The sequence below is a fragment of the Sphingomonas sanguinis NBRC 13937 genome (assembly GCF_001591005.1).
GTDB classification, from domain to species: Bacteria; Pseudomonadota; Alphaproteobacteria; order Sphingomonadales; family Sphingomonadaceae; genus Sphingomonas; species Sphingomonas sanguinis.
Genome location: NZ_BCTY01000017.1, coordinates 1 through 25,580, shown reverse-complemented (window position 1 = coordinate 25,580; position 25,580 = coordinate 1). Strand labels below are relative to the sequence as shown.

Sequence of the window (25,580 nt, the reverse complement as noted above, 5' to 3'; positions counted from 1 at the left end):
TCCGCAGCCGGCGCTCGAAAGTCTGCTCCGGCCGAGACCGGCCATTCGCATGCAATCCGCCAGCTCGAGTGTTGCCGGTCCTCACAATGTTCTCTCGCTGCCACCTAATCACCTCGCGAAAGCGGCCTTTGTAGGCGCGACCTGATGTCATTGCGGGATTTGAAGATACCCGCCGCCGACGAACCACGGATTGGCTGCGAGCGTCTGAAACATAACGTGCTGCCAGCTATTGAGGCGAGGTGCGTAGCGAGCTTGCTCTTCGGCGAGATAGGCTTGGACCCCAGCCGCGCCTTTGGTCGCCGCAATCGTGGTGAGATGATCGCGCAGTGGCATGAGATCGTCATTTGCGTTCGACGTGTAGCTCACGCCGAGCTTGACGACATCGAAGTGCCTCTTGGCCCGGAGCCTCGCGACTTGCGGCCAGTGGGCCGGCGCATCGACATGAAAGACAAGGACCGGCGGCCCCGCGACGTCGAGCTGGGCGAAAATCCACTGCTGTTGGGTGAAATCGTCATAATATGGATGGATCGTCTGCTCTTCCGCGCAGGTCGGGAAGCGCGCACGCTTGGCGTTGTTGCAGAAGTCGCAAGCCGGAACGAGGTTGAAGGGACAGACCGATAGATTGGGATAGCGCGCCTTTGGGAGATGATGGTCGAGCACGGTGACAGTGCCGATGCCACAGAGCGGGCATTTGCCGTTTGGCGAGGCGTTCCGGATGGCGCTGTAGATCAACCGTGCTGCACCGTTCGCCGCACTCATCTGCTGTGAATAGAGTCCTTCAAGCTCCGGTCGGGTCACGGCGCCGACGTTGGGCGCGCGGACGACCTGATGCAGGCTTTGGATGCGAGCAAGCTGATCATAATTGGCGGCCGCGGCAACGAGCTGAGGTGTGATCGCCTGAAGTCGAAGGCGCAACGCCGGATCGGCAACGCCACCAACGCAGGTGGCCAGCACGTCGGCCGCCGCCTGGGGCGGCATCGGCAGCGTCCGCATCTATTCGCCGCCGCCCTGGGGCGGGAGCTGATCGGGCAGCACGAGACTGAGCGCTCGCGCCAGCGCCCGACCCTCGGCACCGAGCTGGCCGCCGAACAGCGCCAATATCTGTTCATAGGTGCGGCCCTCTGCCTGATCGGCGATCAGCTTATGAAAGCCGGTCTGCGTCACTTCGAGTCCGAAAACCTCGCGGGTCAGCGTGCCGGCATTCTCGCCAAAGGTTTCATGCTCCGGGCGATCGGCGCGGGCTTCGCGACCGACGCGGCTCAGCTTCCACGCGCAGGACCGCGGAACCTCCTGCAGCACGACCGGCGAATGAGTGGCGATGATCGCGACGCCGTTGCGGTTGATCAGCAGGTCCGATAGCGCGCGCACGAACGCGGAAAGCAAAGGCGGGTGGAGATGGCTCTCGGGCTCATCGATAAGGACAAGCGATTTCTCTTCGACCAACTCGACCAGGCGGGTCATCGAGAGGAGCACGACCGCATGGCCCGAGCTCATCCGCCGAAACAGGCTGCGCGCGCGCTGTTCGAGGTCCGGTCCCTGGTAATCCGCGAGCGCGGACACATTGGCCTCGGCGAACAACGGATCTGCCTCCAGCGTCCGCAGAGCGTTTTCCCAGCGGCGGCGGCGGACGCCCTCGCGGCAGGCGAGCATGCTCTTGGCAAATTCGTGAGCGAGTTCGTGCCCGTCCTTGACGCGCGGGCCGGGCGGCATCGCGATCGGCGCGCCAGTCTGTAGGGCCTCGTGCGTGACCAGACCAACATAGGCGTATCGTTTTTCGCCACTGCTGGCGCCGCCCAGCGGGCCGGTGGAATCAAAGGCGCTGAAAGACACCGTGACAAGGCCCGCAAAGCCGGAATCCTCATCGATGTCATCAAGCCCCCAAGGATTCGCGACGCGATTGCGCAGCTGCCCGACGGGCTGTTGCGGATCGTCGGCCGGCATGCCGAGAAAGGCGCGGGCAAGGAAGTCAAAACAGCGGGTTTTACCGACGCCATTGCGGCCGATCAGCACATGGATGTTGGTCGCCGGCAGCGAATTTGGCGTGACCGCGAAGCTGAGGATCGGTGGCGGTGTCAGCGCGAGTGGATCCGGCGGAAACAGATAGTCGAAGCTGTAGGGCGACAGTGCGACCTCGCCGTGAGCGAGGCGGTTGAAGCGCTCCCGAACCCGCGACATCTCGATATCGCGCAATAGCGAATTGTGGAGGACAGGCTCGTTGGCGTTGACATCGAGAATGGCTGGCGTGAACGCGCAGTCGCGCATAGCCGTCAGGAAGCCGGTGCGGACCTCTTCGCCGAGCGAAATCAGCGTCTCATAATAATTCTCGCCTTGGCCAACCGAGAAGTAGGTCGCGTCCAGCGCGTCGAAGACCGGCGGCAATTCCGTGCTGCCTTGGTCTTCCGTCATACCCTGGCGCGCAATTTTTGCGCTTCCAAGCTCGACGATCGACCCATCGGGCTGGATCGCGCGGATCGCATAGAGCGTGTACCATTTGAACCAGTCGTTCCAATTGTCCTTGATCAATTGGAAAGTCGGCATGCCTTGGTAGGCAGGTTGCTGGTATCCGACAAAGAATCGCACGCTTATCCGTCATCCCCCGTTGATGCTCCACCTTACCACGGGAACGCCTGCCGCCGATACGATCGGTTACCTGCGGACCGCCTAGCGGGGTGACTCGGGTCGCCCGGCAGACGGGCGGGACCATCGCAAAGCGTTTGCGCTTATCGGACATCGGAGGCTATTCGACGCATATGGCGTCGGGGGCACTGAGAGATATCGATATACGCAAGGCAGCCTATGGCCGTCTGCTCGTTCATGCCCAGGCCTGTCCCGACACGCTGGTGATCGACGAACTCGGGCTCAATCATGGCGCCTGTCGCGTCGATATCGCGGTTATCAACGGCCATATCCGCGGGCTCGAGATCAAGGCCGACGCCGACACGCTGGACCGTCTGCCGCGTCAGGTTGCGGCCTATGGCGAGGTCGTCGACAAGGCGTCACTGATCGCCGCACCTCGCCATATCGACGCCGCCCTCGCGATCATCCCTGACTGGTGGGGCGTTGTCGTCGCGCAACGCGGCCGGCGGAGCGGCGTGACCTTTCACCGAATTCGGGAGGAACGGGTCAACCGCATGGTCGATTCAATGATGCTCGCTCGGCTGCTTTGGCGCCCCGAAGCGATCACGATCCTGCGCGGTGTCGGCGTTGCGGAACGCGATCTACGCGCGCCTCGCGAGGCTCTGTATCAACGCCTTGTCGCGGAGCTGCCGAAGCGCATCTTGGCTTATAAGGTCCGCGAGACCCTCAAAGCCCGTTCAGCCTGGCGAGATCGTCCACCACTTTCGTGATGTGATGGTTGGTCGCGACCCATTTCCAGGTCGTCTGATTACCACGTTTTTCGCTGCCGGTCCGGCAGCCATCGATATAGGCGCTGCCAGCTGAAAAGGTCGGGCCGAGAAAGCGGCCCGATGCCGTCAGATAGGAACAGAGGCCGGGATAGGCCTGATTGCTGCCACCCTTGTCCCGCTTCGCTTTTGCCACCAGCCAACCGTCATCCACAGCATAGCGAATGTTAGGCGACCCGCGCATAAAGCGCATGTCACCTTGGGCGAAGGTGACGGCCGCGACGGCATAGTCACCAAAGCCAGGGCGGCGGACGCCTTGGGGAAGCTGCGCGACGAGGGCTTTGTAAAGGAGCCATTCGCGGCGCGGGAGAAATTGGATCGCCTGTTTGAGGTCGGCCAGAGAGTCCGGGAAGGAGGTGGCGATGACGGTGACGCTCCGCGCATCGCCTAAAATCGTCGCACCGCTCAAGGCTGCGGTCACGACGGCGATCAGACCATCCTGCGGATCATATGCCGGGCATTGCAGGTCGAGAAGGATGTCGAGCGCGTCGGCCTCGATCTCGAGGCGCGTCAACAGCGTGTCGACATTAGTGTCGAAGTCCGGATCGAGCGCCTCGTCGAGCGTGCAGCGCAGCGCCACCCCGCGCCCGTCGATGGCGTCGATCAGGAAAACGGCCTGCTGATAATCGTCGTCCCGGTCGAGCGCGGTGACCGGCGTCAGTGCGGCTTCCTGCGCGCGGGTTTCATCGAACAGGAAAGTGAGCGGATGACGGCCGTCGTCCATCCGCGTTGCGGCGGGCAGTTGGCCCGCATCGAGTAACGCAGGACCATCCCCCCAGCGCTTTTTGAGTTGTTTCGCGAATGGCGAGAGTTGCTCGCCGATTTCCTTCTTCGGCTTGCGCAGCTCGAAGTCGTAATCGGGCGGCAAAACCTCGATCAGCGGCACGACCCCGGCCTTGAGACCAGGATCGAGCTTTTCGAGCGCTTGATATTCGCCCATGCGCCAGCGGAGCAGCGGGACATAATCGGTCGGCATGATCATCTCTCGCTCTCCCTAAAGCCCGAATTGGCGCCGAACCTCGCCATTGCCGACGAGCGTTCTTAGCAAGGTATAGTCGTCGGCTTCGCGTCGGATACGACCGGCGATGATTGCCGGGCCGACCCCGAAGCGCTTGGCGTCGGTCATGACGGCTTTCTGGGTTCGGGTGTAGCGCGATACGCCGAGCTTCCACTTTTCCGACGACAGGAGCACCTCCTGCGCGAACAGGTCGGCATCGCGTTCAACCTGATCGCCGGCCGGTGCGTCGGTGTCGTCGAAGATCGCGGCGAACTCCCCCTCGCCGATATGCAGTTTCAGATGACCGATCTCGTGCAGCAGGGTGAACCAGAAATTGTCGAGCCGATCGTGGCGCAGCGTCAGCGCGACGATCGCATGGCGATCGAGCGAGCAGAGCGCTGCGCCGTCGAGCAGAGTGCCTGGCAGCTGGCGTTCCACGATGAGCGAGATCCCGGCGGCGCGCAGATAGTCTGCCGACGCGGCGGGGCCATTGGGATCGAGGCTCAACCTGACCAGGCCTTCGAGCCACGCATCGGAAATTCGACTGCGATCAAAGGTCGCTTCGGGTGGATCGCGATCGGCAACGCTTCGGATGCGGGCTTCCCACGCAGCAATCGCCGCCTCATGCACCTGACCGTTCGACCGCACGGACTTCCGGTGGAAGGCCATCGGCGCATATTGGGCGTGCGCCCCGCGCAGGAAGGCCGGGACGAGTTCGCCGGCCGCCTTGCGCGCCTGTGCCATAGTGCCCGAGAAATCCTCGAACCAGCCACGCTTATACATTTCGGCGATCGGAAAGGCTTGCCAAGCCTCGGGCGTGACGGCCTCCAGCTGATTATTGCCGACCAATTCAGCGCGCTCGCTGATCCGCACGCTCAGCGCGTCAGCAATCTCGATTAGCCGGTCGAGGCTGGCCGACCGATAGCGCTCGGCTTCATAGCGCTGGATCTGCTGCTCCTTGAGCCCGAGAAAGGTGCCAAGATCCTTCTGACTCATCCCGCGCGCGATCCGCGCCTGGATGAGGATATCTGGCAGGTCATGGAGGCTTTCGGCCGAGAAGGCACTGATCTGCCCCGAGCGCAGCTTGTCGTAAAAGCTGGCGTCCTCTTCGAGCTCGTCGATCTGGCTCTTGAGGGCAGCACGCTGGGCCTCGATCAGCATGGCCGGCAGGTTGGTTCGGTCAGCCGACAAAGCGGACGCGCTCGCGGTCAGCTTTTCGATCAACGCTCGCGTCGACCGATATTGCTTTTCATTGGTGATCATGGCGTCGCTCCTTTCAGGGGCGCGAGCGAGACGCGCAGAATGCCCTTGGGCAGGCCAGAAAATTTCTCGACTTGGAAGAAATCGAGGAAGGTATGCCCGAGCCCGTCGGGCGAGCCGGCGATGAACATCTCGCCAAGGTATTTGGCCTTCTGCGCTGCGCGCTTGTTTTCGAATCTCAAAAGGACCGGGTCGAGCAAGGCGAGATCGACGCCGAGATGATCCCAGCAGCCATCATAATCACCGGGATGCGGTTTGGCGGTGACGAAGCTGCCATCGAGGTAGAGTGTCGAACAGCCGGCATCGGCCAGCGCTTGCGCGAGGCGGCGGAATCCTTCGAATAGCCAGCGGCGATGGGTTGTGTTTGCGAAGCGCGTTTCGATCTCATCGATCGACGCATCGTGGATCCCGGGGGGAAGCACGGGCCATGGAGCTGGAGAGCCAAGATCGACCAGAGTCGGTATCATGGACACAACAATATCGTTGTGTTGCTGTTTTGTCTAGCCGTATGCGTGTAGTCCCATAAGACGCCTGCTATTGACCTTCACCAGCCTCCCGGTTGGAAATCGGCTATTCTGATATCTGGGCGCAGTGCGATCGGCTTGTAATGTCCGGTCTCGACGAAAGCAGTCGTTAGAAGATCTGACTGGGAATGACCGGAAAGTCCCACATCACGCCATTTGGGATGACAACGCATCTTCGAAATCCAAGCGCTTCCGGGCGGCGGATTCCCAGGTCGCTTCCGGAATCGAGTGGGAACGCTGCGATGGGTCGCGAACGCGCTCATCCGTCAGGGTGATCATCGACGTGGTAGAACATCGGATTGCGCAGCCAATCATCGACGGCCGAGGCGCGCCATCCCACGCAGCGCGTGCTGAGCTGGACGTACTTTGGAAAGGTGCCGTTCGCCATCTTGCGGTAGAGGGTGGACCGGCAAAGCCCGGTTTGGTCGAGCACGGCCTTCAAACGCAGGATGCGGTCGGGGTTGGTAGACATGGCATTGCCTCGCAGTTCCTGAGATGGGGAACCGCCAAGGTCCTGCTTTTGCCTGATCGGCAGTAGGGCCTCGCTAGGGTCCTCACGGCATTTTCGAGGGACATCCAGACAGCAGAGTGCTGCCGTCTCCTGCGATGCCGCAGGACCGGGCTCTACGCCGCTGGCGCGGCGCCGAGCCGTGCCGTCTCGGCCCATGCGGGTTGCGATCCCTGACGGGTGACGGTGCGGCCTCCGCACCGTCAGCGGACAGCGTGGGGTGCCCCCCACGCCGGTGTGACGCGCCGGGCGCGTCTGGCGGGGGTGGGCGTCACGGCCCTGTAGTCCCGCCGCGGCGTGCTGCAACCGGCTGCGCCGGTCCTCCACGTACGTTTCGGCCCGTTGGGTGCAGCCCGCCTCCTCTCGGCGGGACTGTCGGTCCGCTCCTGCCGCCCACCCCCGCCATTCCGGCCGGGCTGCGGTGGTTTGGAAGGAGTGAGGATCATGTCCAGGACCATCGACCAACGTCAGACCCTCTATGCCGAGGTGACAGCGCGTGTGATTGCCGAGCTGGAGGAGGGGCGGCTGCCCTGGGTGCAGCCTTGGGACAGCGCGGCCTGTGCCTGCACCATGCCGGCAAACGGCATGACCGGGCGGCGTTATTCCGGAATTAACGTGCTCATCCTGTGGGCCAAGGTCATCGAAGGCGGGTACAGCTCACAACGCTGGCTGACGTACGCCCAAGCCCAAGCGGCGGGTGGCAATGTCCGCAAGGGCGAGCACGGGACCACCGTCTGCTATGCCGATCGCTTCACGCCGAAGGGCGAGGATGACAGCACAGGTGACGACAAGCGGGAGGCGCGTACGATCGCGTTCCTCAAGCGCTTCACCGTCTTCAACATCGACCAGTGCGAAGGTCTGCCCGAAGCGCTGACGCAAGCGCCGGAGGTTCGTCCCGAGATCGAGATCCTGCCCGAAGTTACTGTGCTCATCGAGGCCAGCGGCGCGGATGTGCGGATCGGCGGCGACCGGGCTTATTACCATGCCATCGCCGACTATGTCGCCGTGCCACCGGTTGCGGCCTTTCATGAGCCGATCAACTGGTATCGCACCGCGCTCCACGAACTCGGCCATTGGACGGGGCATTCAACGCGCTGGAACCGCGATCAGACCGGCGCATTCGGCAGCGCCAGTTATGCCCGTGAAGAGCTTGTCGCCGAGATGGCGAGTGCCTTTGCCTGTGCGTCGCTGTCGATCAAACCGACGGTGCGGCATGCCGACTATATCGGGTCGTGGCTTGAGGTGCTGCGCCACGACGACAAGGCCATCTTCCGGGCCGCGAGTGCTGCCAGCAAGGCGGCGGACTACCTGCTCGGCTTTGCGGGGCATGAGGGGCAGCCGTCATGACGTGCGATCACCAATTCCAGGCGCGCTTGCGCGCCTGGAACGCACTGCCGCTTCGCGATCGTGCGATCTTCGCCAGCGTGCGGATCGACGGTTTGGATTACGACGAAGCGGCGCGTCGCCATGGCTGCACCGCGCAGGACGTCGAGCAGGTCATCGTGCGGGTCCTCATCGCCCTCATGGAAGCGGAGGATGATGCCCCGCCATGAGGCCAGCGCCGGCATTCCATGAGTACAAAGGATGTACGCACCCGAAACGGTTCGCTAGGAATAGCATCATGCGCGACGACGTTGCTCATCTGCCGGACAAGAAGCGCCGCGATCTCGATCGGATCGTGGAAGTGCTGTTCGCCGAATTCGAGCAGGCAACATCCCTGTCAACACAGAAGTGGCGCCGGCAGGGCCGCATCCTCAAGGTCATCCTCTACGGCTCCTACGCACGCGGTGATTGGGTCGATGATCCGATCGGCGGCTACCAGTCGGACTATGACATTCTCGTCGTCGTCAGCGACGAGCGGCTGACCGAGCCGGGCGAGTTCTGGGCCAAGGCCGACGACCAGTTTGTGCGCGAAGTGACGATCTCGAAGCGCATATCGGCGCCGGTCAGCTTCATCGTCCACAGCCTTGCCGATGTGAACAACCAGCTGACGCAGGGGCGCCCCTTCTTCATCGACGCGATCGACCAAGGCATCGCGCTGTATGAGGTTGACGACTACCCCTTCGTCACGCCCCAGCCGCTTGAGCCAAAAGCCGCATTGACTGAGGCTCGGAAGCATTTCGAACAGTGGTTTCCTAAAGCTCAAGCCGCCCTTCGTACTTCCCATTTGCAGCGCGCTGAGGGTGATACGCAGGACTGGCGGAGTGAAGCAGCGTTTTCCCTCCACCAGGCAACCGAACGCTATTACCATTGTCTGCTGTTGACCTTGACGCTCTACAGCCCGAAGTCGCACAAGCTGAACTTCCTGCGCAGCCAGGCCGAGCCGCTGGTGCATGAGCTCATCGCCGTCTGGCCTCGCGACACCAAGTTCGCGCAGCGCTGCTTCGAGCTGCTCCGCCAGGCCTATGTCAACGCGCGCTATTCGCCGCATTACAAGGTGACGCCGGCTGAACTCGAATGGCTGGCCGAACGCGTCGAGCTGCTCCAGCAGATCGTCAAGCAGGCCTGCGAAAAGCGGCTCGCGCAAGCCTGACGTTCGTCAACCGGCGCTCGCGTCATCAGCAAAGGCACGCCACCCGCGCCGTGTCCAGATCAGCCGATAGCGGTCGCTGTCCTCCCCGCGCAGCCTGCTCGCCACGTCGATAAGCGCGCCATAGATCAGCGCACGGTCGTCGTCGGTCAATTCGATCAGCCCAGCCTTGGCGACAAGGCCGCCCAGTTCGATCAACTGGCGTGTGCGTTCGCGACGCTTCACCTGCCACTCGCGCGTGTCATGCCGCGCCCGGCTCAGCTGAAGCCGGGCGCGGAGAACTGCTGTCCGCCGCATGAGTGCTGTCGTCACGGCGAGCGCTTGGGCATACGCCGGATTTCGCGCGAAAGAACGCCGCCCCGCGCGCATCCTGCGCCTCCTTTGTGCGTTCGTCTGCGGCCTCCACCGCCAGCAACAACGCCCCCGCCACTTGCTCGATCGGCAGCGCATCGGCACCGGCCGCGATGACCAGCTCGCCCAGCTGCTCACGCTTGCGGGCCTTCAACTGCCTGGCCTTATCATCGAGCGCTTTCAGCTCGGCGTCATAGTCACGAGGTTTGCGCATTCGATCATCCTTCCGTTGTGCGGGTAGGATGGTCCAGTTATCGGGGCGTTCGATCAGCTGCAATGCGCCGGGATGACTTGGGACGACCGCGTCCCGAGACAGATGAAATCTTCGAAGGGCGCGCTTATACGTCGTGCCGACCTCGCTTGTTTGATGTAGATGGTTGGCCGCCATGGCGATCTACCATTTCTCCGCCAAGATCATTAGCCGAGCCAACGGCTCCTCGGCGCTGGCGGCGGCCGCCTATCGCTCGGCCTCGCGGCTGCACGATCAGCGCCTCGATCGCCACCATGACTTCTCGAACAAGGCCGGCGTCGTCCATTCCGAAGTGCTGCTGCCCGGTGGTGCGCCCGAGGCGTGGCGCGACCGGGAGGCGCTGTGGAATGCGGTCGAGGCGGTGGAGGTCAGAAAGGACGCGCAGCTCGCCCGCGAGGTCGAGTTCGCGATCCCGCGTGAGCTCGATCAGGCGGAGGGCATTCGGCTCGCGCGGGATTTCATTGCCCGCGAGTTCGTCGCCCGCGGCATGGTCGCCGATCTCAATGTGCATTGGGATGTCGGTGCCAATGGTGTGCCCAAGCCCCATGCCCATGTCATGCTCACCCTTCGCGAGGTGAACGAAGAGGGCTTTGGCAAGAAGAACCGCGACTGGAACCGCACCGACCTGCTCGAGACCTGGCGCGAGCGCTGGGCAGGCCATGTGAATGCGAGGCTCGCCGAGCTCGACATCGATGCACGGGTCGATCACCGCAGCCTGGAAGCGCAGGGCATCGATCTCGAGCCCCAGCATAAGATCGGCCCGGCCGCCTCGCGCATGGTGGAGCAGGGGCTCGCCAGCGAGCGGCTCACCGAGCACCATGCCATTGCCCGCGCCAATGGCGAGAAGCTCATCGCCAATCCCGCCATCGCCCTGGATGCGATCACCCGCACCCAGGCGACCTTCACCACCCGTGACCTGGCGATATTTGTCCATCGTCACAGCGAGGGAAAGGAGCAGTTCGACCAGGTGATGGCGGCGGTCCGCGCATCCCCGGAACTGGTCAAACTCGGCAAAGATGGAAGGGGGCAAGAGCGCTTCACCAGCCGCGACATGATCGACACCGAGGCGCGGCTGCAGCGCGCCACGGTAAAGCTCGAAGTTAGTCGTCGCCACGGGCTGGATGATCGGCATCGCAAGCTGGCATTGGTTCGTGCCGAGATGCGCGGGCTGACCTTGTCGCCAGAGCAGCGCAGTGCCTTCGATCACGTCACCAGCGGCCGGGGGCTTGGTGTCGTCGTCGGCTATGCCGGGACCGGCAAGTCGGCGATGCTGGGTGTGGCGCGCGAGGCGTGGGAGAGTGCTGGCTATCACGTCCAGGGTCTGGCGCTTTCGGGCATTGCCGCCGAGAACCTCGAAGGCGGATCTGGCATTGCGTCGCGCACCATTGCCAGCCTCGAGCATCAATGGGGGCAGGGACGTGAGCTCCTGACCGACAAGTCGATCCTCGTCATCGACGAGGCCGGCATGATCGGCACGCGCCAGCTCGAGCGGGTGATCGCCGAGGCCGAGAAGCGCGGCGCCAAGGTCGTGCTGGTCGGCGACCCCGAACAACTCCAGGCGATTGAAGCGGGCGCTGCCTTCCGCAGTGTCGCCGAGCGCCACGGCAGTATCGAGATCACCGACATTCGCCGCCAGCGTGAAGACTGGCAGCGCATGGCAACGCGCCAGCTCGCTACCGAGCGAACCGGCGAAGCGCTGTCGGCATACCAGCAGCATGACGCGATCCATGTCGCCGAGACTCGCGAGGCGGCGCGTGTTGATCTGATCGACCGGTGGGATCGACAGCGCCAGGCTGAGCCCGGCAACAGCCGCATCATCCTCACCCATACCAATGACGAGGTGGCGCTACTCAACCAGGCGGCGCGCAATCGACTGCGGGCGCGAGAGGAACTCGGCGATGACATCACTCTGCAGGTCGAGAAGGGCAAGCGTCACTTTGCCGCCGGCGACCGGGTGATGTTCGGCCGCAACGAGCGCAGCTTTGGCGTCAAGAACGGCTCGCTCGGTCGGATCGAAAGCGTGACTACGACCCGCATGGCGGTGATGCTCGACAACGGCACGGCGGTCGCCTTCGACCTCAAGGATTATGCCGCGGTCGATCATGGCTATGCCGCCACCATCCACAAGGCGCAGGGTATGACCGTCGACCGGGTGCATGTGCTGGCGACGCCGGGGCTTGATCGGCACGCCGCCTATGTCGCGCTGTCGCGGCATCGTGACGGTGTTGACCTCCACTATGGCCGGGATGACTTTACTGACCATGACCGCCTTGCCGCGACGCTGTCGCGCGAGCGCGGCAAGGACATGGCGTCCGACTACCCGGCCGCGGACAAATCGGCCGAGATCGCTGTGTCAAAGCCACACGACCGGTTTGCCGGTCTCAGGCTCACTCGGGTCGCACGCGACGAGGTCGTGAGATCTCCGCTCGACCAGGCGGTTGAGAAGGTGGGCCGAGCAGTTGCCGACATCATGCGAAGCCGTCGTCAGGGCTTCGAGCCTCTCCCCCACCAGCAGGCCGCTCTCGATACGGCGGTCTCGGCGCTGAAGGCCGTTCGTCCCGACGGTGTTCGCGACATTCGCGCTGTCTTCAACGCCGACCATAGGCTCATTGAGGAAGCCGCCAGGGGGAGGACGACGCAGGTCGTCCGCGCGATGATGATGGAAGCAGAGATGCGCGACCAGCGCGCTGCTCGCGCATTGGCGCTGGAAGAAGAGACGCGCAGCGATCGCGCTCTTCGTGCTGACCGGTTCGTCGAGGACTGGACGAGACACGCTAGGCGTGCGGCGGCGTTCGACCGGAACGGCGAGCGCTGGCGCGGCGATGAGGTGCGTGATGCGATGACCGGCATGGCCAAGAGCCTCGAGCGCGACCCACAGCTCGAGTCGCTGCTACGAAACCGCGTCAAGGAGCTCGGAATCCGTTCCTCCGGTGGGGCTTCGTTGTCCCATGATCTCCAGAACTGGCTCGGCCTCTCGCGGGGCCGCGGGCTGGGGCGGTAGGCTGCGGTCATGACCCAGCCCACCCATGAATCCACCGGCGAGACCACGCTCGCCTTCGAAGATCTCCGCGCCGAGATCAGCCTTCTACGGCGAGCCGTGGAAGGCCTCACCGCTGCCCGCGAACGCATGCCGGACTATACGCCGACGCTTGGATCGATGATGGCGCAGCTCAAGGCGACGCAGGAGGCGCTGCACCGCATCGAGCGCAGTCCGGCCCTCGCACTGACGCCCGTCGAACTTACCAAGGAGATCGTGCAGGCGGCCGCAAACGCCAGGGCCGACGATGCCCGCAAGCTCGACGAAGCACGAGACACCATCGCGCGATCGATCGGGAGGATCGATGGCATCGTGGAACGCGGCCAGTCGGTGGAAGGTCAGTCTCGTCTGCTGCGCCGAAGCTGCGTAGCAACCGCGTTGGCGACAATATTGCTCTGGTCGATATTGCCGGGCGCGCTTGCCCGGTCGCTACCGGCGAGCTGGCACGTGCCTGAGTGGATGGCAGCCAGGATCATTGGATCGGAACGCGCCGATACTGGCGAAGACGGCAAATTCGTGATCAATCCGGAACCGCAGCCGAACGGGCACTAAGTGGCCAGATCCCGCAATTCGCCGAATTGACGGAAATTCTGACGGCCGGCGTTCGATCAAGCATTTCGATGAAAAACTGGTGGAGAACGGCCCGTCCGCTATTGAGTGCCCGTCGGCTTTAAGCGGACGATTGTTCAGGCGGCGGGGCAGGGCGGGCGAATTCCTGCTGATGGAAATCCGCCGACCCGCCGGTGTTGCTGTGTCCACCGCCTCGGTTAGCGAGTGGAAGATGGCGCCAGCGGCGGCGATCGACTCTAGCGCAAACAAGAGATCGCGCGTCGCTCCAAAATTACACGAAAGAGGCTGGCATTATCGATACTCCAATTTTGCATTACACAAAATTCACTTGAAGCCTTTCCAGCGAGAATAGAAGATCTATTTGGCCGGAACATAAGGCCGAATCAGGAGTAAATCGTTATGGAAAAGTTGCAAAACGAAACCAATAACCTCCAGATCGTTACGCTTGCGGACGATGAGATTGAAATCGTCAGCGGCGGTGCAAAAGCTGTCAAGAAGTGTGAAATTTCAGCCAGTTCGGATGGTACCATTTCGGTGAAGTGTTCCATCACCTGGTAACGAGATCATCATTCCTAAAGGGGCCGTCAGACCTAATGGTCGGACGGCCCTTTTGCGTTAAATGAGGCAAACATGCTAATCCCGCTGTCATTATTAGCCGCTTCCTATATGGGAAAAGTAGCAAGCATTTCTAACAATGACGTAGCGATATTGGATGAGATAAAACAGTGCCAAACCGCAGTCGCGCATTCTACGCAAGGCGTGGATAATTATTTTACCCCAATCTCGGCTAGCTTAGCCTGCTATTACGGACCTTTAGATAAAGCAAACGTTGACGCCGCGCTGAAATGGTCGCAGTCAGACACGCTCAAATATAGGCGTACTTTGGTAGTAAAATCCCCTGGCGGCGATGCCAATCTTGGTATTTTACTCGGAAATTCCTTGCTTGGTCAGCGTACATTGGTAGCTGTAGATGAAATATGCTTGTCATCTTGTGCAAATTATATTTTTTTACCGGCTTTCAAGAAGTATATAAAGCCATATTCCTTGGTCGTGTTCCATGGGGGGGCTGCAAAGTCTATGGCGAAAGACATTTCAAAATCAAACCTTCCGAAGCAACAGAAAAAACTGGCCTACAAGGCTTTGGACGAGCTTTACAATAAACAAAACGATCTATTTTCTCGCGCAAAGGTTAATGGATCTTTTTTGGAAAAATACTATAACACTAAAGTTTTTTCAAAAAGCGATCTGTTAAATTGCACAAACAGTAAATCTGATGTCGTAGGCATAGCCCTTACATATCAGCAGTACAGGAATATAGGGGCTGACGTAAAAGGCTACATTGCTTCTAGCAAGAACGACTTATATGAGTCTCTATCCAAACAGGGAAAAGGCGATAAGTCTTTATGCATAGCTCCACCTTATCTCTTTAAATAGAATATGCGCCTAACTTTCTCCCAGCATAAATATAGAATCTGCTGACATTATTGTCTCTGGCCTATGAGCTATTATGATTCTTGTTATTCCCAAATTTGATATGGCTTCATTTACATTTTTCTCTGTTGACACGTCTAGGTTGGCCGTACCCTCATCGAGCAATAAGAGCTTTGGTTTTTTATATAATGCCCTTGCCAATAAAACACGCGCCTTCTGCCCACCAGACAAAGATGATCCCATATCTCCTACCAATGACTCATACTGCATTGGCATTTTCACTATTTCGTGATGTATAAATGCATTCTTTGCTGATTCTACTATTTTATCATAATCCGCATTTTCATCAAATAAAGCTATATTTTCTGCTATGGAGCCTGCGAATAAACTATCGTCTTGAAGTACTGCCGCAATTTGTGAGCGATAATTACGATAGCCGAACCGATGCAGCGGCATACCGTCAATCAGCACCTCGCCTGCGTCAGGCTCAATCAAGCCCAGGATGATTTTCGCAAGCGTTGACTTGCCGCCTCCAGACGGCCCCGTGATCGCGATGTGCGAGCCAGCTGGCACATCCAGGTCGACGCCGTTGAGGATCAATGGATCGGTCGGCGAGTAGCGGTAGCCGATACCCTTGATCTGGATATGACCGGTGAATGGCGTATCGTGGCTGGCACCAGCCCCGAACCCGCGATCCTCATCCTCCAGCGCGATGTCGCCCAGCCGCTCCAGATGCAGACCTAGCATTCGGAACGCGATCCCCTGATCGATCAGCGAGGCTGCGCGGGTAAGAAACTGTTGCTTGTAGGCAAGGTAGGCCACCACCATGCCAATCGAGAACCCACCCGACAGCACCAGCTTGATCGCCAGCCAAATGGTGACGACATTCTCCAGACCGAAAATTAGCGTATTGGCAGCCTGCTGCCAGATGCCTATTCGCGCCACTCCGATCTGGGCGTTAGTCGCATCCGCCAATCGGTTCTGCCACAAGACATGCCGCTCGGCCTCACGCCCGAATAGCCGCAGCGTCACGATCCCGCGCACCGTCTCGATAAGCGTGGATTGCTCCTTGCCGAGACTGACGATGCCTGCCTCGCGTGCGTCGCGCTCGAATCCGAAGGAAATCAGCCGGACCAGCGCATATAGCGCGAAAGCTCCCAGCGCGATCAGCGCCAGTCCCCCGCTGTACCAGACCATCAGCGCGAACGTCAGCACAGCGAGGACACCGTCCACCAGCGAGCCAACCAGTCCTTGTGTTAGCGAATCCTGGATCGGCTGCACCGACTGAAAGCGGGACAGTACATCGCCGACATGCCGGCGCTCGAACCATTCGATCGGCAACCGGAACAAGCGCCTGGCGAGGTTAGTCGCGAGCCCATAGCCCATCCTCGTGCCGACCGAGAGCAGAACGAAGCCGCGCAGCAAGGATGCCCCTGCGTTGAACAAGGTGAACAACCCGAAGCCGAGTGCAAGAACGGCCAGCAGGTTGCTGTCGAGCGCCGGCACCACGCTGTCGAGCGCGAGCTGCATATAATAGGGCAGCGCCAGCGTGAATGCCTGAAGCACGATCGTCAGCGCCAGCGTCTGTGCCGCTGCCCGCTTCCAGCCGCGCATCCGTCCCCAGAGCTGACGCAGGTGCAGCCGCTGGCGTTGGGTGGCCGGTTCAAACCCGGTTGTCGGCCGCAGTTCCATCGCCACGCCAGTAAAGTGACGCGACACCTCCGCCAGCGGCATCCGCCGCGCTGCGCCCGCAGCCGGGTCGAGGATCAGTGCACGATCTCGCTCAATGCGCTCCAGCACGACATAATGATTCATATCCCAGTGCAGGATCGCGGGCAGTTGGAGATCCCCAGCTGCCTCAAGGGGGAGCTTCACCGGACGACAGGCGAACCCGAGCTGGTCGGCGACCGAAATCAGGCTCTTGAGCGATACGCCGCGTAACGACGGTGCATGGCGGCGTCGCAGCGTGTTAAGGTCGGTATCCAGGCCATGAAAGCTCGCAATCATCGCCAGGCATGCCAATCCGCATTCGGCAACCTCGGTCTGACGAATGTGGCGAACCGAATGGCGACCGAACAGGCTAAGATCGAGCTTCGCCATGTCAGCGGCGCCGTACCGCAAGGATCGGCTCAAACAGCCATTCCGCCAATGACCGTCTCTCAGTGACAATGCGCGCGGTCAATGTCATGTCGGGTTGCAGGCGATGAAAGCGACCGAACGCATAGATTCGCGGGTCCTTGATGGCAGCGATGACCAAGTAGACGGGTTCGGATTGACCGTTGGCGTTAGTACGGTTGATAGCGGCCGAGCTGATCCGCTCTACCGTGGCCAGCACCGAACCGAACCGTTCATAGGGAAAAGCATCGACCTGCAGGCGGACTCCCTGTCCGACAGATAGGAAGCCAGCCGCCTGGGTCGGCACATAGAGTTGGGCTTGGAGTTTCGCGCCAGCCGGCACGATCGTCATTAACGGCGCATTGCCCTGCGCGGGCTGCCCGATACGCGCCGTCACCGCAGTGACGACGCCGGCGATCGGCGCGGTCAGCGTGTAACCACGCGAGGCTTCCACATCGAACCGCCGCTGCGCGACCGAGGCCCGGTCGCCCGCGATACCAGCCGCCGTCGCCTGTGCGGTGCGTCCCGCCTCCTCGATCGCGCGGGACGCTTGCATGAGGCTGGCCTGTTTGTCGGCCCGCGCCTGGCCGAGACTGGCGAGTTGCTGCTGACGACCGAGCAGGGTTTCCTCACGCGCTTGAAGATCGCGTCTACTGAGGAATCCCTTGGTCGCAATTGTTTGCGACCGATCGTAATCTCCCTGTGCGACATTGACCAGGCTCCGCTGCGTGGCGATCTGCTCGTCCAGCGCGGCGATTTCGGCATGAAGGCCGCCGATTTGCGCCGCCAGCCGCTGGCGTGTCGCCCTGGCACTGGACAGTGTCGATCGTTCCTGTGCCGCAAGCTGGGCATCCTGTTCGCCCAAGGCGGTCAGCACTTGTGCTGGACCGGTGCCGCCGGTTCGCTCCATCTCCTCGACGCGGATCGATACCAACGGGGCTGAGGACGATACTCGCTCGCCTTCTTTCACTGCAATGCCGGTTATGATGCCAGCACGGGACGGAACGATCTGGGCCGCACCGAGATCGGGTTCGACCTGTCCCCCGACCGTCTCCACCCGTGCATAAGAACCAAGAAATAAAAAAACGACAGCTGTTACAAGCAATGATAGAAAACCGTAACCGATTAGCTGCCAGGACACAGGCAGTGCCAATGATACATCGCCATGTAACCTGTCCTTCTGTGCGAGCTGCGCTTCCTGTCGAAACATCGCTTATGAATGCAGCGCTCCCGGGTCGCATACAAGTAGACAATTTCATGAAAATATTGTTATATTCGTACGGGTTCAATATTTCTGTTCTGTCGTCCTTGGAACATCTTGCGACGAAGCGAGCTGCGGTGCTGCTGATGCCTGCCTATTGGAAAGGGCTGATTGCTAGCTTCGATGCGCTCGTACGACCGGCTGGGTTGTGGGAGCTGGGCAAACTCGCCTGAACGGACGGCGGATCTTAGGTTTGTCACAGCGGCGTCGAGGGGCGGAATTTGGGTCCTTAATCCGTATGAGCCTTTTGAGAGAGCCGACATCACGGCCGCGCCGTAAGCGTGGCCAGTAGGCCGCCTTGTTGTTGAGCGCGGCTTTTCTGGTAGGCGAGTTTGCCGGCGTGTCGGCGGATGGCGATGGCGGCGACGGCACGTCGAGTGAAGCGTTCGTCGATGTCGTCGGCGTTGTAGGGTCCGCCATACCATTCACGTAAGCGGTCGTGTTCCTCGTGACTGGGGTCCGCCATGGCATCGAGGAACATCTCGAAACCGGGCAAGCCGCCGACATCCTCGGGCGGGCAGCGCCGGGCGCCATCGACGAAGCGCGGATATTTGACGTCGGGTTCACCGGGACCGACCGTCTCGAGCGTGATGGTGTGCCGCCAGTCGTCACCCATGTCGTAGGTGTAGACGAGCTCCCGCACGCCCCGGTCGATGAGCGTCGCGAGCTTCACGTTCTTTGCAGCAGTCATGCCGCTCTCCGGCCACATCGGGTCGGGGATGCCGTATCGCCGATTGCCGGCCTCGAAATGCCAGAGGTGGTAGTCTTCCCAACCCATCGCGGCCTGGATGATGTCGTGGAGCATCTTAAGGCTGGCGGTGACCGGCACGTCAACCCGGCGCCAGATGGTGGGTTCGATGTCGTCCAGGACGATATGCAGGCGGGCGATGGTCTCGGCGCTCATGCCGCCAGTTTGACAGGTTCGTGAGCCCAGTTCCATGGCATGAGTTCGTCCCAGCGGCTGGCAGGCCAGTCGCCCGCGACTTTGGCGATGACGTCGGCGATATAGGCCTGCGGGTCGACGCCGTTGGCCTTGCAGGTCTGGATGACGGTGTAGATGGCCGCGGCCCGCTCGCCGCCTGCGCGCGAACCGGCGAACAGCCAGTTGCGGCGTCCGACCGCGACACCGCGCAGCGCACGCTCCGCGATATTGTTGTCGATCTCCAAGCGGCCATCGTCGAGGAAGCGCGACAGCGCTGGCCAGCGCTTCGTGCCATAGGCGATGGCCCTTGCCATGTCGGACCTGCACGACAGGCGGCACAAGCTGGCGTCGAGCACCTCGCGCAAGGCGTCGACCAGCGGCCGACTTTTCTCCTGTCGGGCTCGACATCGCACGTCGGGCGGTTGGCCGCGAACCTCGGCCTCGACAGCGTAAAGAGTGCCGATACGCTCGAGTATGTCGGTGGTCAGCGGCGTGGGCGACCGCTCGTGCAGGTCGAAGACCTTGCGCCGGAAATGTGCCCAGCACGCGACCTCGGTGACGCCGCTGCGATACAGCCCGTCATAACCGGCATAGGCATCGGCCTGTAGAAAGCCGCGGAAACCGGCGAGATGGGACGTTGGGTGCGCGGCGGTTCGGTCTGGCGTGAAGCGATACCAGATCGCGCGCGGCGCCGTGCTGCCGGACGCCTGGTCGTCGGCCGCGTACACCCACAACCGCCCGGTCGCGGTCTTGCCCCGGCCGGGGTCGAGCACCGGCACGGGCGTGTCGTCGGCATGGATCTTGTCGGCCTTGAGGACTTCGTCGCGGATGCGCGTGACGATAGGGTCGAGGAGCACTGCGGCCTGTCCGGTCCAGCCCACCAGCGTCGAGCGGTCGATGTCGAGCCCTTGCGCGGCCATCATCTCGGCCTGGCGGTATAGCGGCAAATGGTGGTCGAACTTGGAGACGACGATATGGGCCAGTGTCGCGAAGGTCGCCTTGCCACGTGCGACGGCGCTGACCGGCGCGGGAGCCTGGATGATCCTCTCGCATACCCGGCAACTGTATTTGGGGCGGACGTTGCGCACGACGCGCCAGCGCACCGGCACGATGTCGAGCATCTCGTGCGTGTCCGAGCCGAGCACGCGCAATGCACCGCCACAGTCCGGGCAGGTGCAGGTACCCGACGCCGGCTCATGGATGACCTCCTCGCGCGGCAGATGTCCGGGCAGACTGCGGACGGGCACCGGCCGAACCGCCACGCCAGGGATGCTTGCCTCGGGTACAGGCGCGTCGCGCTCCGTCTCGAGTTCTTCCAGCGCCAGTTCGAGTTGCTCGATCTCGCGGCCGAGCTTCTCGGACGAGGCGCCGAATTGCATGCGCCGCAGCCGCGCGATCTGTTCGCGCAGCGTATCGATAAGCAGGTCGCGGGCGGCCAGAGCGGCATTGGCCCGGGCGAGCGAAGCCTCCAGCGCGGCGATCCGCGCGGTGGCATCAACAGGGGAAACGGGCGCTTCCGACACCCGGATTTCATAGCAGATTGCATGGCAACGGGCGAGAGAAAGTGGCGCAAAACCGCCGTTCTCAGCCCGCCAGCGTCGGCGTGAACGTCCGCTCGGGGCGTCGCCAGTCGATGCCCTCCAGCAGCATCGACAATTGCGCTGGGGTCAGCGTCACCGTGCCGGTCGCGGTCACCGGCCAGCCGAAGCGGCCCCGGTCGAGCCGCTTCGAGAACAGGCACAGGCCTTGCCCATCGAACCACAGCAGCTTGACCAGATGACCGCGCTTGCCGCGGAACGCGAACAACGCTCCGGAATGCGGGTTCTGCACCAGCACCTGCTGCACCAGCACCGCCAAACCATCGAACCCCTTGCGCATATCGGTCATGCCGCATGCCAGGAACACCCGCGTCGGCAACGGCACCGGGCTCATCGCAGCACCGACAGCACCCGTGCCAGTGCGCCTGCATCCACATGCGCATCGACGCTCACCCGCACGCCATCCGGCAGCTCGATATGGATGAGCCCCGGGGAACATGCCGCCATCTGCGGTGCTGGCTCAGCAACCTGTACCTCGGCGAACACCGGCAACGAAGGCACGACGCCCGCCAGCTTGCCTTCACGCAATTGCTTGCGCCACGTGTAGATCAGGCTGCTCGATACCTCGCGATGCGCGATGACGTCGCAAACCCGCACCCCCGGCCGGAACGCCTCCGCCAGGATCTCCAGCTTCTCCGTGTCCGACCATCGCCGTCGACCAGACATACGGCCAACGACTTCCATACGACTGGTCATACGAGCGCTCGTATGACCAGTCGTAGAACCGATAACTTCCCGCACCGCCCGCGCCCTCGTCAAAGGCGACAAGCATCCTGACAGCCAGCGCTACCGCAAGGCGGCCTGCTGACCACGCTTACGCCGCGCCGGCCTAGTCGGACTCATCGTCGCGCCTTGGCAGCGTTTCGCTCAACGTCTTGGAGAGGCTGGCAACGGAGGAGGGCGCTTGATCATCTCAAAGCGCACGCCACCAGCGTCATCCCGAAGAGGAGAGCGGCAGAAATGCCAAGTTCGTACGCGGCTGCCTTCCAGACCTTTCCGTAAATCTCCTTCGAGGTAACCGCGCGGGTCCGGCTCTTCAAATGCACGCATAAAAAGAAGATTACCGAGAACGTCAGCACAGCGATGCACTGAAGCGTGCCGTCGTTCCGTAGCCACGACCAAACGGGGGCATTGAGCGGCTTGACGGAATAGATCAACGCGGAGATCAGTACCGCAAGCGCGGAGATTTCGCCAGCGGTCTGGGTAACGTGATAGCCAAACGGGGGCGGGTTGGTACTCGAGCTTCCGAAGGCTGTCTCAAGCGCAAGGGCGACCCATGGGACCAGCCAGCGCATCGCTGCAACGATGCCGAATATCGCGAACGAGGACGCCAGCAGCAGTCCGCTGGCAGCCTTGCCGTTGAACATGGGGTCCCAGTAGCCTGCCGCCGTTCCCAGCTTGGCGACGCCCGCTTCCACTTTCTGCACGGTCGGCGAGATCATCATGTTCATGGCCACGACCCAGAGCCCCGCCGCAGTCCAAAGTCGGACGAGTCCAGCTATTCCGCCGGACTTGATCTGCCCTCGATATCCGGACGGTGTCATGAAGAGCGGTGTAAGCAGCAGTCCAAACTTCTCGACAGTACCGGAGCCCTTTAAAGCGAGTTGCCACATTCGAGCGGGATCGCGCCAGCATTCCGCTATTGTAGAGCGCCATTCGCTCAAACCGTTTGCCATGGCAGCGTCCTAGTGAGGTGGCTTCATGCCAGCCGACCACGTGTGATCGGAGCAGGCGCTCGTCCGTCAAAGCGTCCGACAATGCATGCCTGCGCACGATAGCAGATCGCTACGCTCAAGCGTGAGCTCTTCGTTTAACGGCACCCGATCAAGCGCCTCTCTCGTTCGTCGAGCACTTGAGTGGGGACAGAAACATAGCTCGCTTACTGCCCCGCCTGTTTGGGCCGCAGCAGTTCGACAGCGGGCTTTCGGGCGGAAAAGTGAGGCGGAGCACGTGGGGAGCTCGGATACTCGGTACCTGAACAAGCGTCCGCTTCCGAGGTGAGCCTCGCACGCTCTGGATGACCGCTTCTGGGTCATGCTTTCGGCATTTCAGGCACGGCAGCTTACAACCAGATGATGTCGCTCACATATGCCGGGCCGAACGTCTAAATATAATGGAAGGTGCCAAGCTGAACTCCCCCTGACCCCTGCATTATAAGAGCCCCAAGCTTTGCAAATAGATAGACAATCCCAGCTTCGATGATTAGCGCAGAATATCCAAATATCCTGCGCTCATACTTCAATGCTATTCTGTTATAGGCATAATGTGGAAGGCGTCTTGGCGGGACTGCTATTCGCACTTATTTTAAGTGTCGCCTGTGCTGAGAATACTTGTGGTGAGCCACGTTTCTGCAATGCGCCATGCCCGCTCATCGTCAACATCAATCCATCCAAGATCGCTGCAATCGCGGATGCCAGCAGTACGGTCGGATGTCAGGCGCCGCATTCCTTCGGTCAGAGAGGGCTTTTCCAATCCCCGGAGTGCGTCAAACAGGCCCTTGCCAACAGCGAAGACACCCGTATCGAAGCAATCATATACCGCGAGGCCCTTGCCTATGCTGATTAAGCGGTCGCCATCCGTCTGAGCACACGTCACATCGTCAAGATCGATCCAATCGTGATCGATCCGACGGTCGATCCCGAGCGATGCGCCGCCACCCGTATCGGCATGAGCCATTCGCCGATAAAATTCCGGTTCGACGAGATGGTCGCACATCGCGAGGATCGCCTCCTCACCGTACAGCAATGGTTCCGCTGCGAGCAACGAAGAGCCGTTGGGATAGCGATAATTTTCTACCCGGACGGTTTCGACTGTGATCGGCCAGTCTTCGGCCGCGACATAGGCTTCGATCGTCTCCGCCTCATAGCCGACGACCACGACTGTTCGCGCCAGCCCCGCCTGCGCCATGCCGGACACGGCATGGGCAAGCAGCGTCCGCCCGGCCACGCAGCAGAGCGGCTTGAGCGGGGCGACAGCGCGAAGGCGTGAGCCTTCGCCTGCCGCGAGAACGATACCGGTTTCGATCATTCGGCCGCTACGGCAATGAACTCGTCGACCGCCTGCGCCGCAAGGTCATCGGTCATCTGAATACGCGGATGCTTGCAGAAATACGCCGACGCCGCGTCGATCGGCCCGGCCAGGCCGCGATCCTTTGCCAGCTTGGCGCACCGGATCATATCGATGGCGACGCCCGCACTGTTCGGGCTGTCCTCGACGGACAGGCGCAACTCCAGGTTCATCGGTACACCGCCGAACATCGTCCCTTCCATCCGCAGGAAGCAGATCTTGTTGTCATTTTGCCAAGGTACATAGTCGGACGGGCCGATATGAACATTGTCGTCGTGCAGCCGCTCCGCAGCGACCGACTGCACCGCCTCGGTCTTCGAGATTTTCTTCGAGGCAAGGCGGCGATGATTGGACATGTTGAGGAAGTCGGTGTTGCCGCCGGTATTAAGCTGGTAGGTCCGCTCCAGCTTGACGCCCCGCTTGGCGAATAGATCGGTGAGCACGCGGTGAACGATGGTGGCGCCGAGCTGCGCCTTAATGTCGTCGCCGATGATCGGGACACCAGCCTTGGTGAAGCGGTCCGCCCATATGGGGTCACTGGCGATGAATACGGGAATGTTGTTCACGAACGCCACACCCGCCTCGAGCGCGCATTCGGCGTAGAACTCACTGGCGGCCTGCGAACCCACCGGCAGATAGTTCATCAGCACATCGGTCTTGGTCTCGCGCAGGGCGGCTACCACTTCCGCCTTGGAGGCCTCCTTCTCACCCGCGAGCAGGAATGTCCGATGGTCGTCATATTCCGACATATGTTCGGCGACGCCGTCAAGAACATGCCCCATCTGCACCTTGGTCCCCGTGAGAGGCACGGTTTCGCAAAAGACGGTGGTGCAGTTGGGCTTGGCGAAAATTGCTTCCGCTACGTCCTTGCCGACTTTTCGCTGGTCAATATCCCAAGCAGCTACGACATGGATATCGGTCGGCTTATACCCGCCCAAGTCCCAATGCATGAGCCCGACCGTATCATTTGCGCCCTCGCGATAATAGGAAAGCCCCTGCACGAGAGAGCTGGCACAGTTGCCCACCCCTACGATGGCAATATTGATGGCCGGCATTACTTCTTGATTCCTTCTCTATATGGAAAATGATTTTCCGGCACTGTGAAACGATTTTCGACGGTGCGATGCTGGAAAAGTCCAACGATGAGGATGATGTTCAGCGGGATGAGCTCAAACCACCAAAAGAGGCGTGGATTGCTGAAAAGGCAGGCAAGGAAAATGGCATAGACCCGGACATTGGCGGACAGCAGGCTCATCAGCCGCATCGGCCTGACGGCCAGGGTGGCATATCTTGCCGCAAGCTCAGCGGGCGATTGGTGCCGCGCCAGCGCGTGGTCGAACCGCGCGGCAACCCGGTCCAATAATCCCCAGCAATGATCATAAAGCTGGACAAGCGGATTGCGGCTGGGTGCAGGGCTGGCGATCGTCGCCACCGCATTCCGGCGCCGGTGAAAGCGGGCTCGCTCGCTCTCGTACATATTGGATTGGACCATATGTGCGATGCCTGCGGCGACCGCCAAGGCCCAGGCTTCCAACGTGCCGATGGAGACGGCCAGCGAAACATAGATGAGGACGAAAACGCCATGGTCGCACAACCCGTCCAGCGCGCGTCCCAGCGGACTGGCTGTGCCCGTGGCCCGCGCAATCATCCCGTCCATCCCGTCGGCGACAAGCCAGCAGACGGACAGGAGCAGGCCGACAACGGCAAGAGGCCACATCTCCCACCGGCTGTAGGCCAGCGCGGCCGATGTGCCTAA

The 25,580-nt window shown here is 61.5% G+C and carries 26 protein-coding genes; 8 read left to right on the top strand and 18 right to left on the bottom strand.

Annotated features, from left to right (window positions below):
- Nucleotides 1–147: 147 nt before the first annotated feature.
- Nucleotides 148–993 carry an HNH endonuclease gene (locus tag SSA01S_RS09235; protein ID WP_061780169.1) on the bottom strand — a complete coding sequence of 282 codons (846 nt, stop codon included), beginning with the start codon at nt 991–993 and terminating at the stop codon, nt 148–150.
- Nucleotides 994–2,538 (bottom strand): AAA family ATPase, encoded by a 1,545-nt coding sequence (locus SSA01S_RS09230; protein ID WP_061780168.1) that lies wholly within the window; start codon nt 2,536–2,538, stop codon nt 994–996.
- A gap of 212 nt (nt 2,539–2,750) precedes the next feature.
- On the opposite strand from SSA01S_RS09230, the gene SSA01S_RS09225 reads away from it, so the two are divergent.
- Nucleotides 2,751–3,347, top strand: coding sequence for a sce7726 family protein (locus SSA01S_RS09225; RefSeq protein WP_156477728.1), 597 nt, complete (start codon nt 2,751–2,753; stop codon nt 3,345–3,347).
- Here the strand turns inward: SSA01S_RS09225 and SSA01S_RS09220 are convergent.
- The 4 genes from SSA01S_RS09220 to SSA01S_RS09205 form a co-directional block, all read right to left on the bottom strand.
- Nucleotides 3,304–4,386, bottom strand: a complete 1,083-nt coding sequence (locus tag SSA01S_RS09220) for a beta family protein (RefSeq protein ID WP_061780166.1) — start codon at nt 4,384–4,386, stop codon at nt 3,304–3,306. The genes SSA01S_RS09225 and SSA01S_RS09220 overlap by 44 nt on opposite strands.
- Before the next feature lie 12 nt (nt 4,387–4,398).
- Nucleotides 4,399–5,625, bottom strand: a complete 1,227-nt coding sequence (locus SSA01S_RS09215; protein WP_167348905.1) for an XRE family transcriptional regulator — start codon at nt 5,623–5,625, stop codon at nt 4,399–4,401.
- A 35-nt stretch (nt 5,626–5,660) separates the two neighbouring features.
- Entirely contained in the window at nt 5,661–6,128 is a 468-nt protein-coding gene (locus tag SSA01S_RS09210; protein WP_061780164.1) for a DUF6932 family protein, read from the bottom strand.
- A 316-nt stretch (nt 6,129–6,444) separates the two neighbouring features.
- Entirely contained in the window at nt 6,445–6,657 is a 213-nt protein-coding gene (locus tag SSA01S_RS09205) for a helix-turn-helix transcriptional regulator (RefSeq protein WP_061780163.1), read from the bottom strand.
- A 480-nt stretch (nt 6,658–7,137) separates the two neighbouring features.
- Between SSA01S_RS09205 and SSA01S_RS09200 the strand changes: the two genes are divergently transcribed.
- The 3 genes from SSA01S_RS09200 (at nt 7,138) to SSA01S_RS09190 (ending at nt 9,226) form a co-directional block, all read left to right on the top strand.
- Nucleotides 7,138–8,040: an ArdC family protein gene (locus SSA01S_RS09200; protein WP_061780162.1), complete on the top strand. Its 903-nt coding sequence runs from the start codon at nt 7,138–7,140 to the stop codon at nt 8,038–8,040.
- A complete protein-coding gene (locus SSA01S_RS09195) occupies nt 8,037–8,246 on the top strand; it encodes a sigma-70 region 4 domain-containing protein (RefSeq protein WP_061780161.1) in 210 nt (69 codons plus the stop codon). Before SSA01S_RS09200 ends, SSA01S_RS09195 begins: the two co-directional genes overlap by 4 nt.
- A 68-nt stretch (nt 8,247–8,314) precedes the next feature.
- Entirely contained in the window at nt 8,315–9,226 is a 912-nt protein-coding gene (locus SSA01S_RS09190) for a nucleotidyltransferase and HEPN domain-containing protein (protein WP_061780160.1), read from the top strand.
- Between the two features lie 6 nt (nt 9,227–9,232).
- Here the strand turns inward: SSA01S_RS09190 and SSA01S_RS09185 are convergent, their stop codons facing one another.
- Both SSA01S_RS09185 and SSA01S_RS09180 read right to left on the bottom strand, forming a co-directional pair.
- Nucleotides 9,233–9,448 carry a conjugal transfer protein TraD gene (locus tag SSA01S_RS09185; protein ID WP_061780159.1) on the bottom strand — a complete coding sequence of 72 codons (216 nt, stop codon included), beginning with the start codon at nt 9,446–9,448 and terminating at the stop codon, nt 9,233–9,235.
- Nucleotides 9,449–9,464: 16 nt separating this feature from the next.
- Nucleotides 9,465–9,788 (bottom strand): conjugal transfer protein TraD, encoded by a 324-nt coding sequence (locus SSA01S_RS09180; RefSeq protein WP_061780158.1) that lies wholly within the window; start codon nt 9,786–9,788, stop codon nt 9,465–9,467.
- A 172-nt stretch (nt 9,789–9,960) separates the two neighbouring features.
- On the opposite strand from SSA01S_RS09180, the gene traA reads away from it, so the two are divergent.
- From traA to SSA01S_RS19495, 4 genes are all read left to right on the top strand, one after another.
- A complete protein-coding gene (traA, locus tag SSA01S_RS09175; protein ID WP_061780157.1) occupies nt 9,961–12,825 on the top strand; it encodes a Ti-type conjugative transfer relaxase TraA in 2,865 nt (954 codons plus the stop codon).
- Between the two features lie 9 nt (nt 12,826–12,834).
- A complete protein-coding gene (locus SSA01S_RS09170) occupies nt 12,835–13,413 on the top strand; it encodes a hypothetical protein (protein ID WP_061780156.1) in 579 nt (192 codons plus the stop codon).
- A 417-nt stretch (nt 13,414–13,830) separates the two neighbouring features.
- Nucleotides 13,831–13,989, top strand: a complete 159-nt coding sequence (locus SSA01S_RS19500) for a hypothetical protein (RefSeq protein ID WP_156477727.1) — start codon at nt 13,831–13,833, stop codon at nt 13,987–13,989.
- A gap of 72 nt (nt 13,990–14,061) precedes the next feature.
- A complete protein-coding gene (locus tag SSA01S_RS19495; protein ID WP_156477726.1) occupies nt 14,062–14,865 on the top strand; it encodes a hypothetical protein in 804 nt (267 codons plus the stop codon).
- A gap of 9 nt (nt 14,866–14,874) precedes the next feature.
- Here SSA01S_RS19495 and SSA01S_RS09165 read toward each other — a convergent pair whose 3' ends face one another.
- From SSA01S_RS09165 to SSA01S_RS09115, 10 genes are all read right to left on the bottom strand, one after another.
- Complete coding sequence (locus SSA01S_RS09165; RefSeq protein ID WP_082795019.1) at nt 14,875–16,962, bottom strand: peptidase domain-containing ABC transporter; 2,088 nt, start codon at nt 16,960–16,962, stop codon at nt 14,875–14,877.
- Nucleotide 16,963: 1 nt separating this feature from the next.
- A complete protein-coding gene (locus SSA01S_RS09160) occupies nt 16,964–18,187 on the bottom strand; it encodes an HlyD family secretion protein (protein WP_156477725.1) in 1,224 nt (407 codons plus the stop codon).
- A 313-nt stretch (nt 18,188–18,500) separates the two neighbouring features.
- Nucleotides 18,501–19,142 (bottom strand): plasmid pRiA4b ORF-3 family protein, encoded by a 642-nt coding sequence (locus SSA01S_RS09150; RefSeq protein WP_061780154.1) that lies wholly within the window; start codon nt 19,140–19,142, stop codon nt 18,501–18,503.
- The gene (gene tnpC / locus SSA01S_RS09145; RefSeq protein WP_082795012.1) at nt 19,139–20,689 is read right to left on the bottom strand and encodes an IS66 family transposase; all 1,551 of its coding nucleotides are present in this window, start codon (nt 20,687–20,689) and stop codon (nt 19,139–19,141) included. The genes SSA01S_RS09150 and tnpC overlap by 4 nt, the downstream gene beginning before the upstream one ends.
- 55 nt (nt 20,690–20,744) lie before the next feature.
- The gene (tnpB, locus tag SSA01S_RS09140; protein WP_058732335.1) at nt 20,745–21,092 is read right to left on the bottom strand and encodes an IS66 family insertion sequence element accessory protein TnpB; all 348 of its coding nucleotides are present in this window, start codon (nt 21,090–21,092) and stop codon (nt 20,745–20,747) included.
- A complete protein-coding gene (tnpA, locus tag SSA01S_RS09135) occupies nt 21,089–21,454 on the bottom strand; it encodes an IS66-like element accessory protein TnpA (RefSeq protein WP_058732334.1) in 366 nt (121 codons plus the stop codon). The genes tnpB and tnpA overlap by 4 nt, the downstream gene beginning before the upstream one ends.
- Nucleotides 21,455–21,666: 212 nt before the next feature.
- The gene (locus SSA01S_RS09130; RefSeq protein WP_156477724.1) at nt 21,667–22,434 is read right to left on the bottom strand and encodes a hypothetical protein; all 768 of its coding nucleotides are present in this window, start codon (nt 22,432–22,434) and stop codon (nt 21,667–21,669) included.
- 628 nt (nt 22,435–23,062) lie between these two features.
- A complete protein-coding gene (locus SSA01S_RS09125; RefSeq protein ID WP_061780151.1) occupies nt 23,063–23,785 on the bottom strand; it encodes a phosphocholine cytidylyltransferase family protein in 723 nt (240 codons plus the stop codon).
- Nucleotides 23,782–24,879: an inositol-3-phosphate synthase gene (locus tag SSA01S_RS09120; RefSeq protein WP_058734656.1), complete on the bottom strand. Its 1,098-nt coding sequence runs from the start codon at nt 24,877–24,879 to the stop codon at nt 23,782–23,784. The genes SSA01S_RS09125 and SSA01S_RS09120 overlap by 4 nt, the downstream gene beginning before the upstream one ends.
- Nucleotides 24,879–25,580, bottom strand: a 702-nt coding sequence (locus SSA01S_RS09115; protein ID WP_061780195.1) for a CDP-alcohol phosphatidyltransferase family protein, incomplete at its 5' end; no start/stop codon positions are given. The genes SSA01S_RS09115 and SSA01S_RS09120, both read right to left, overlap by 1 nt.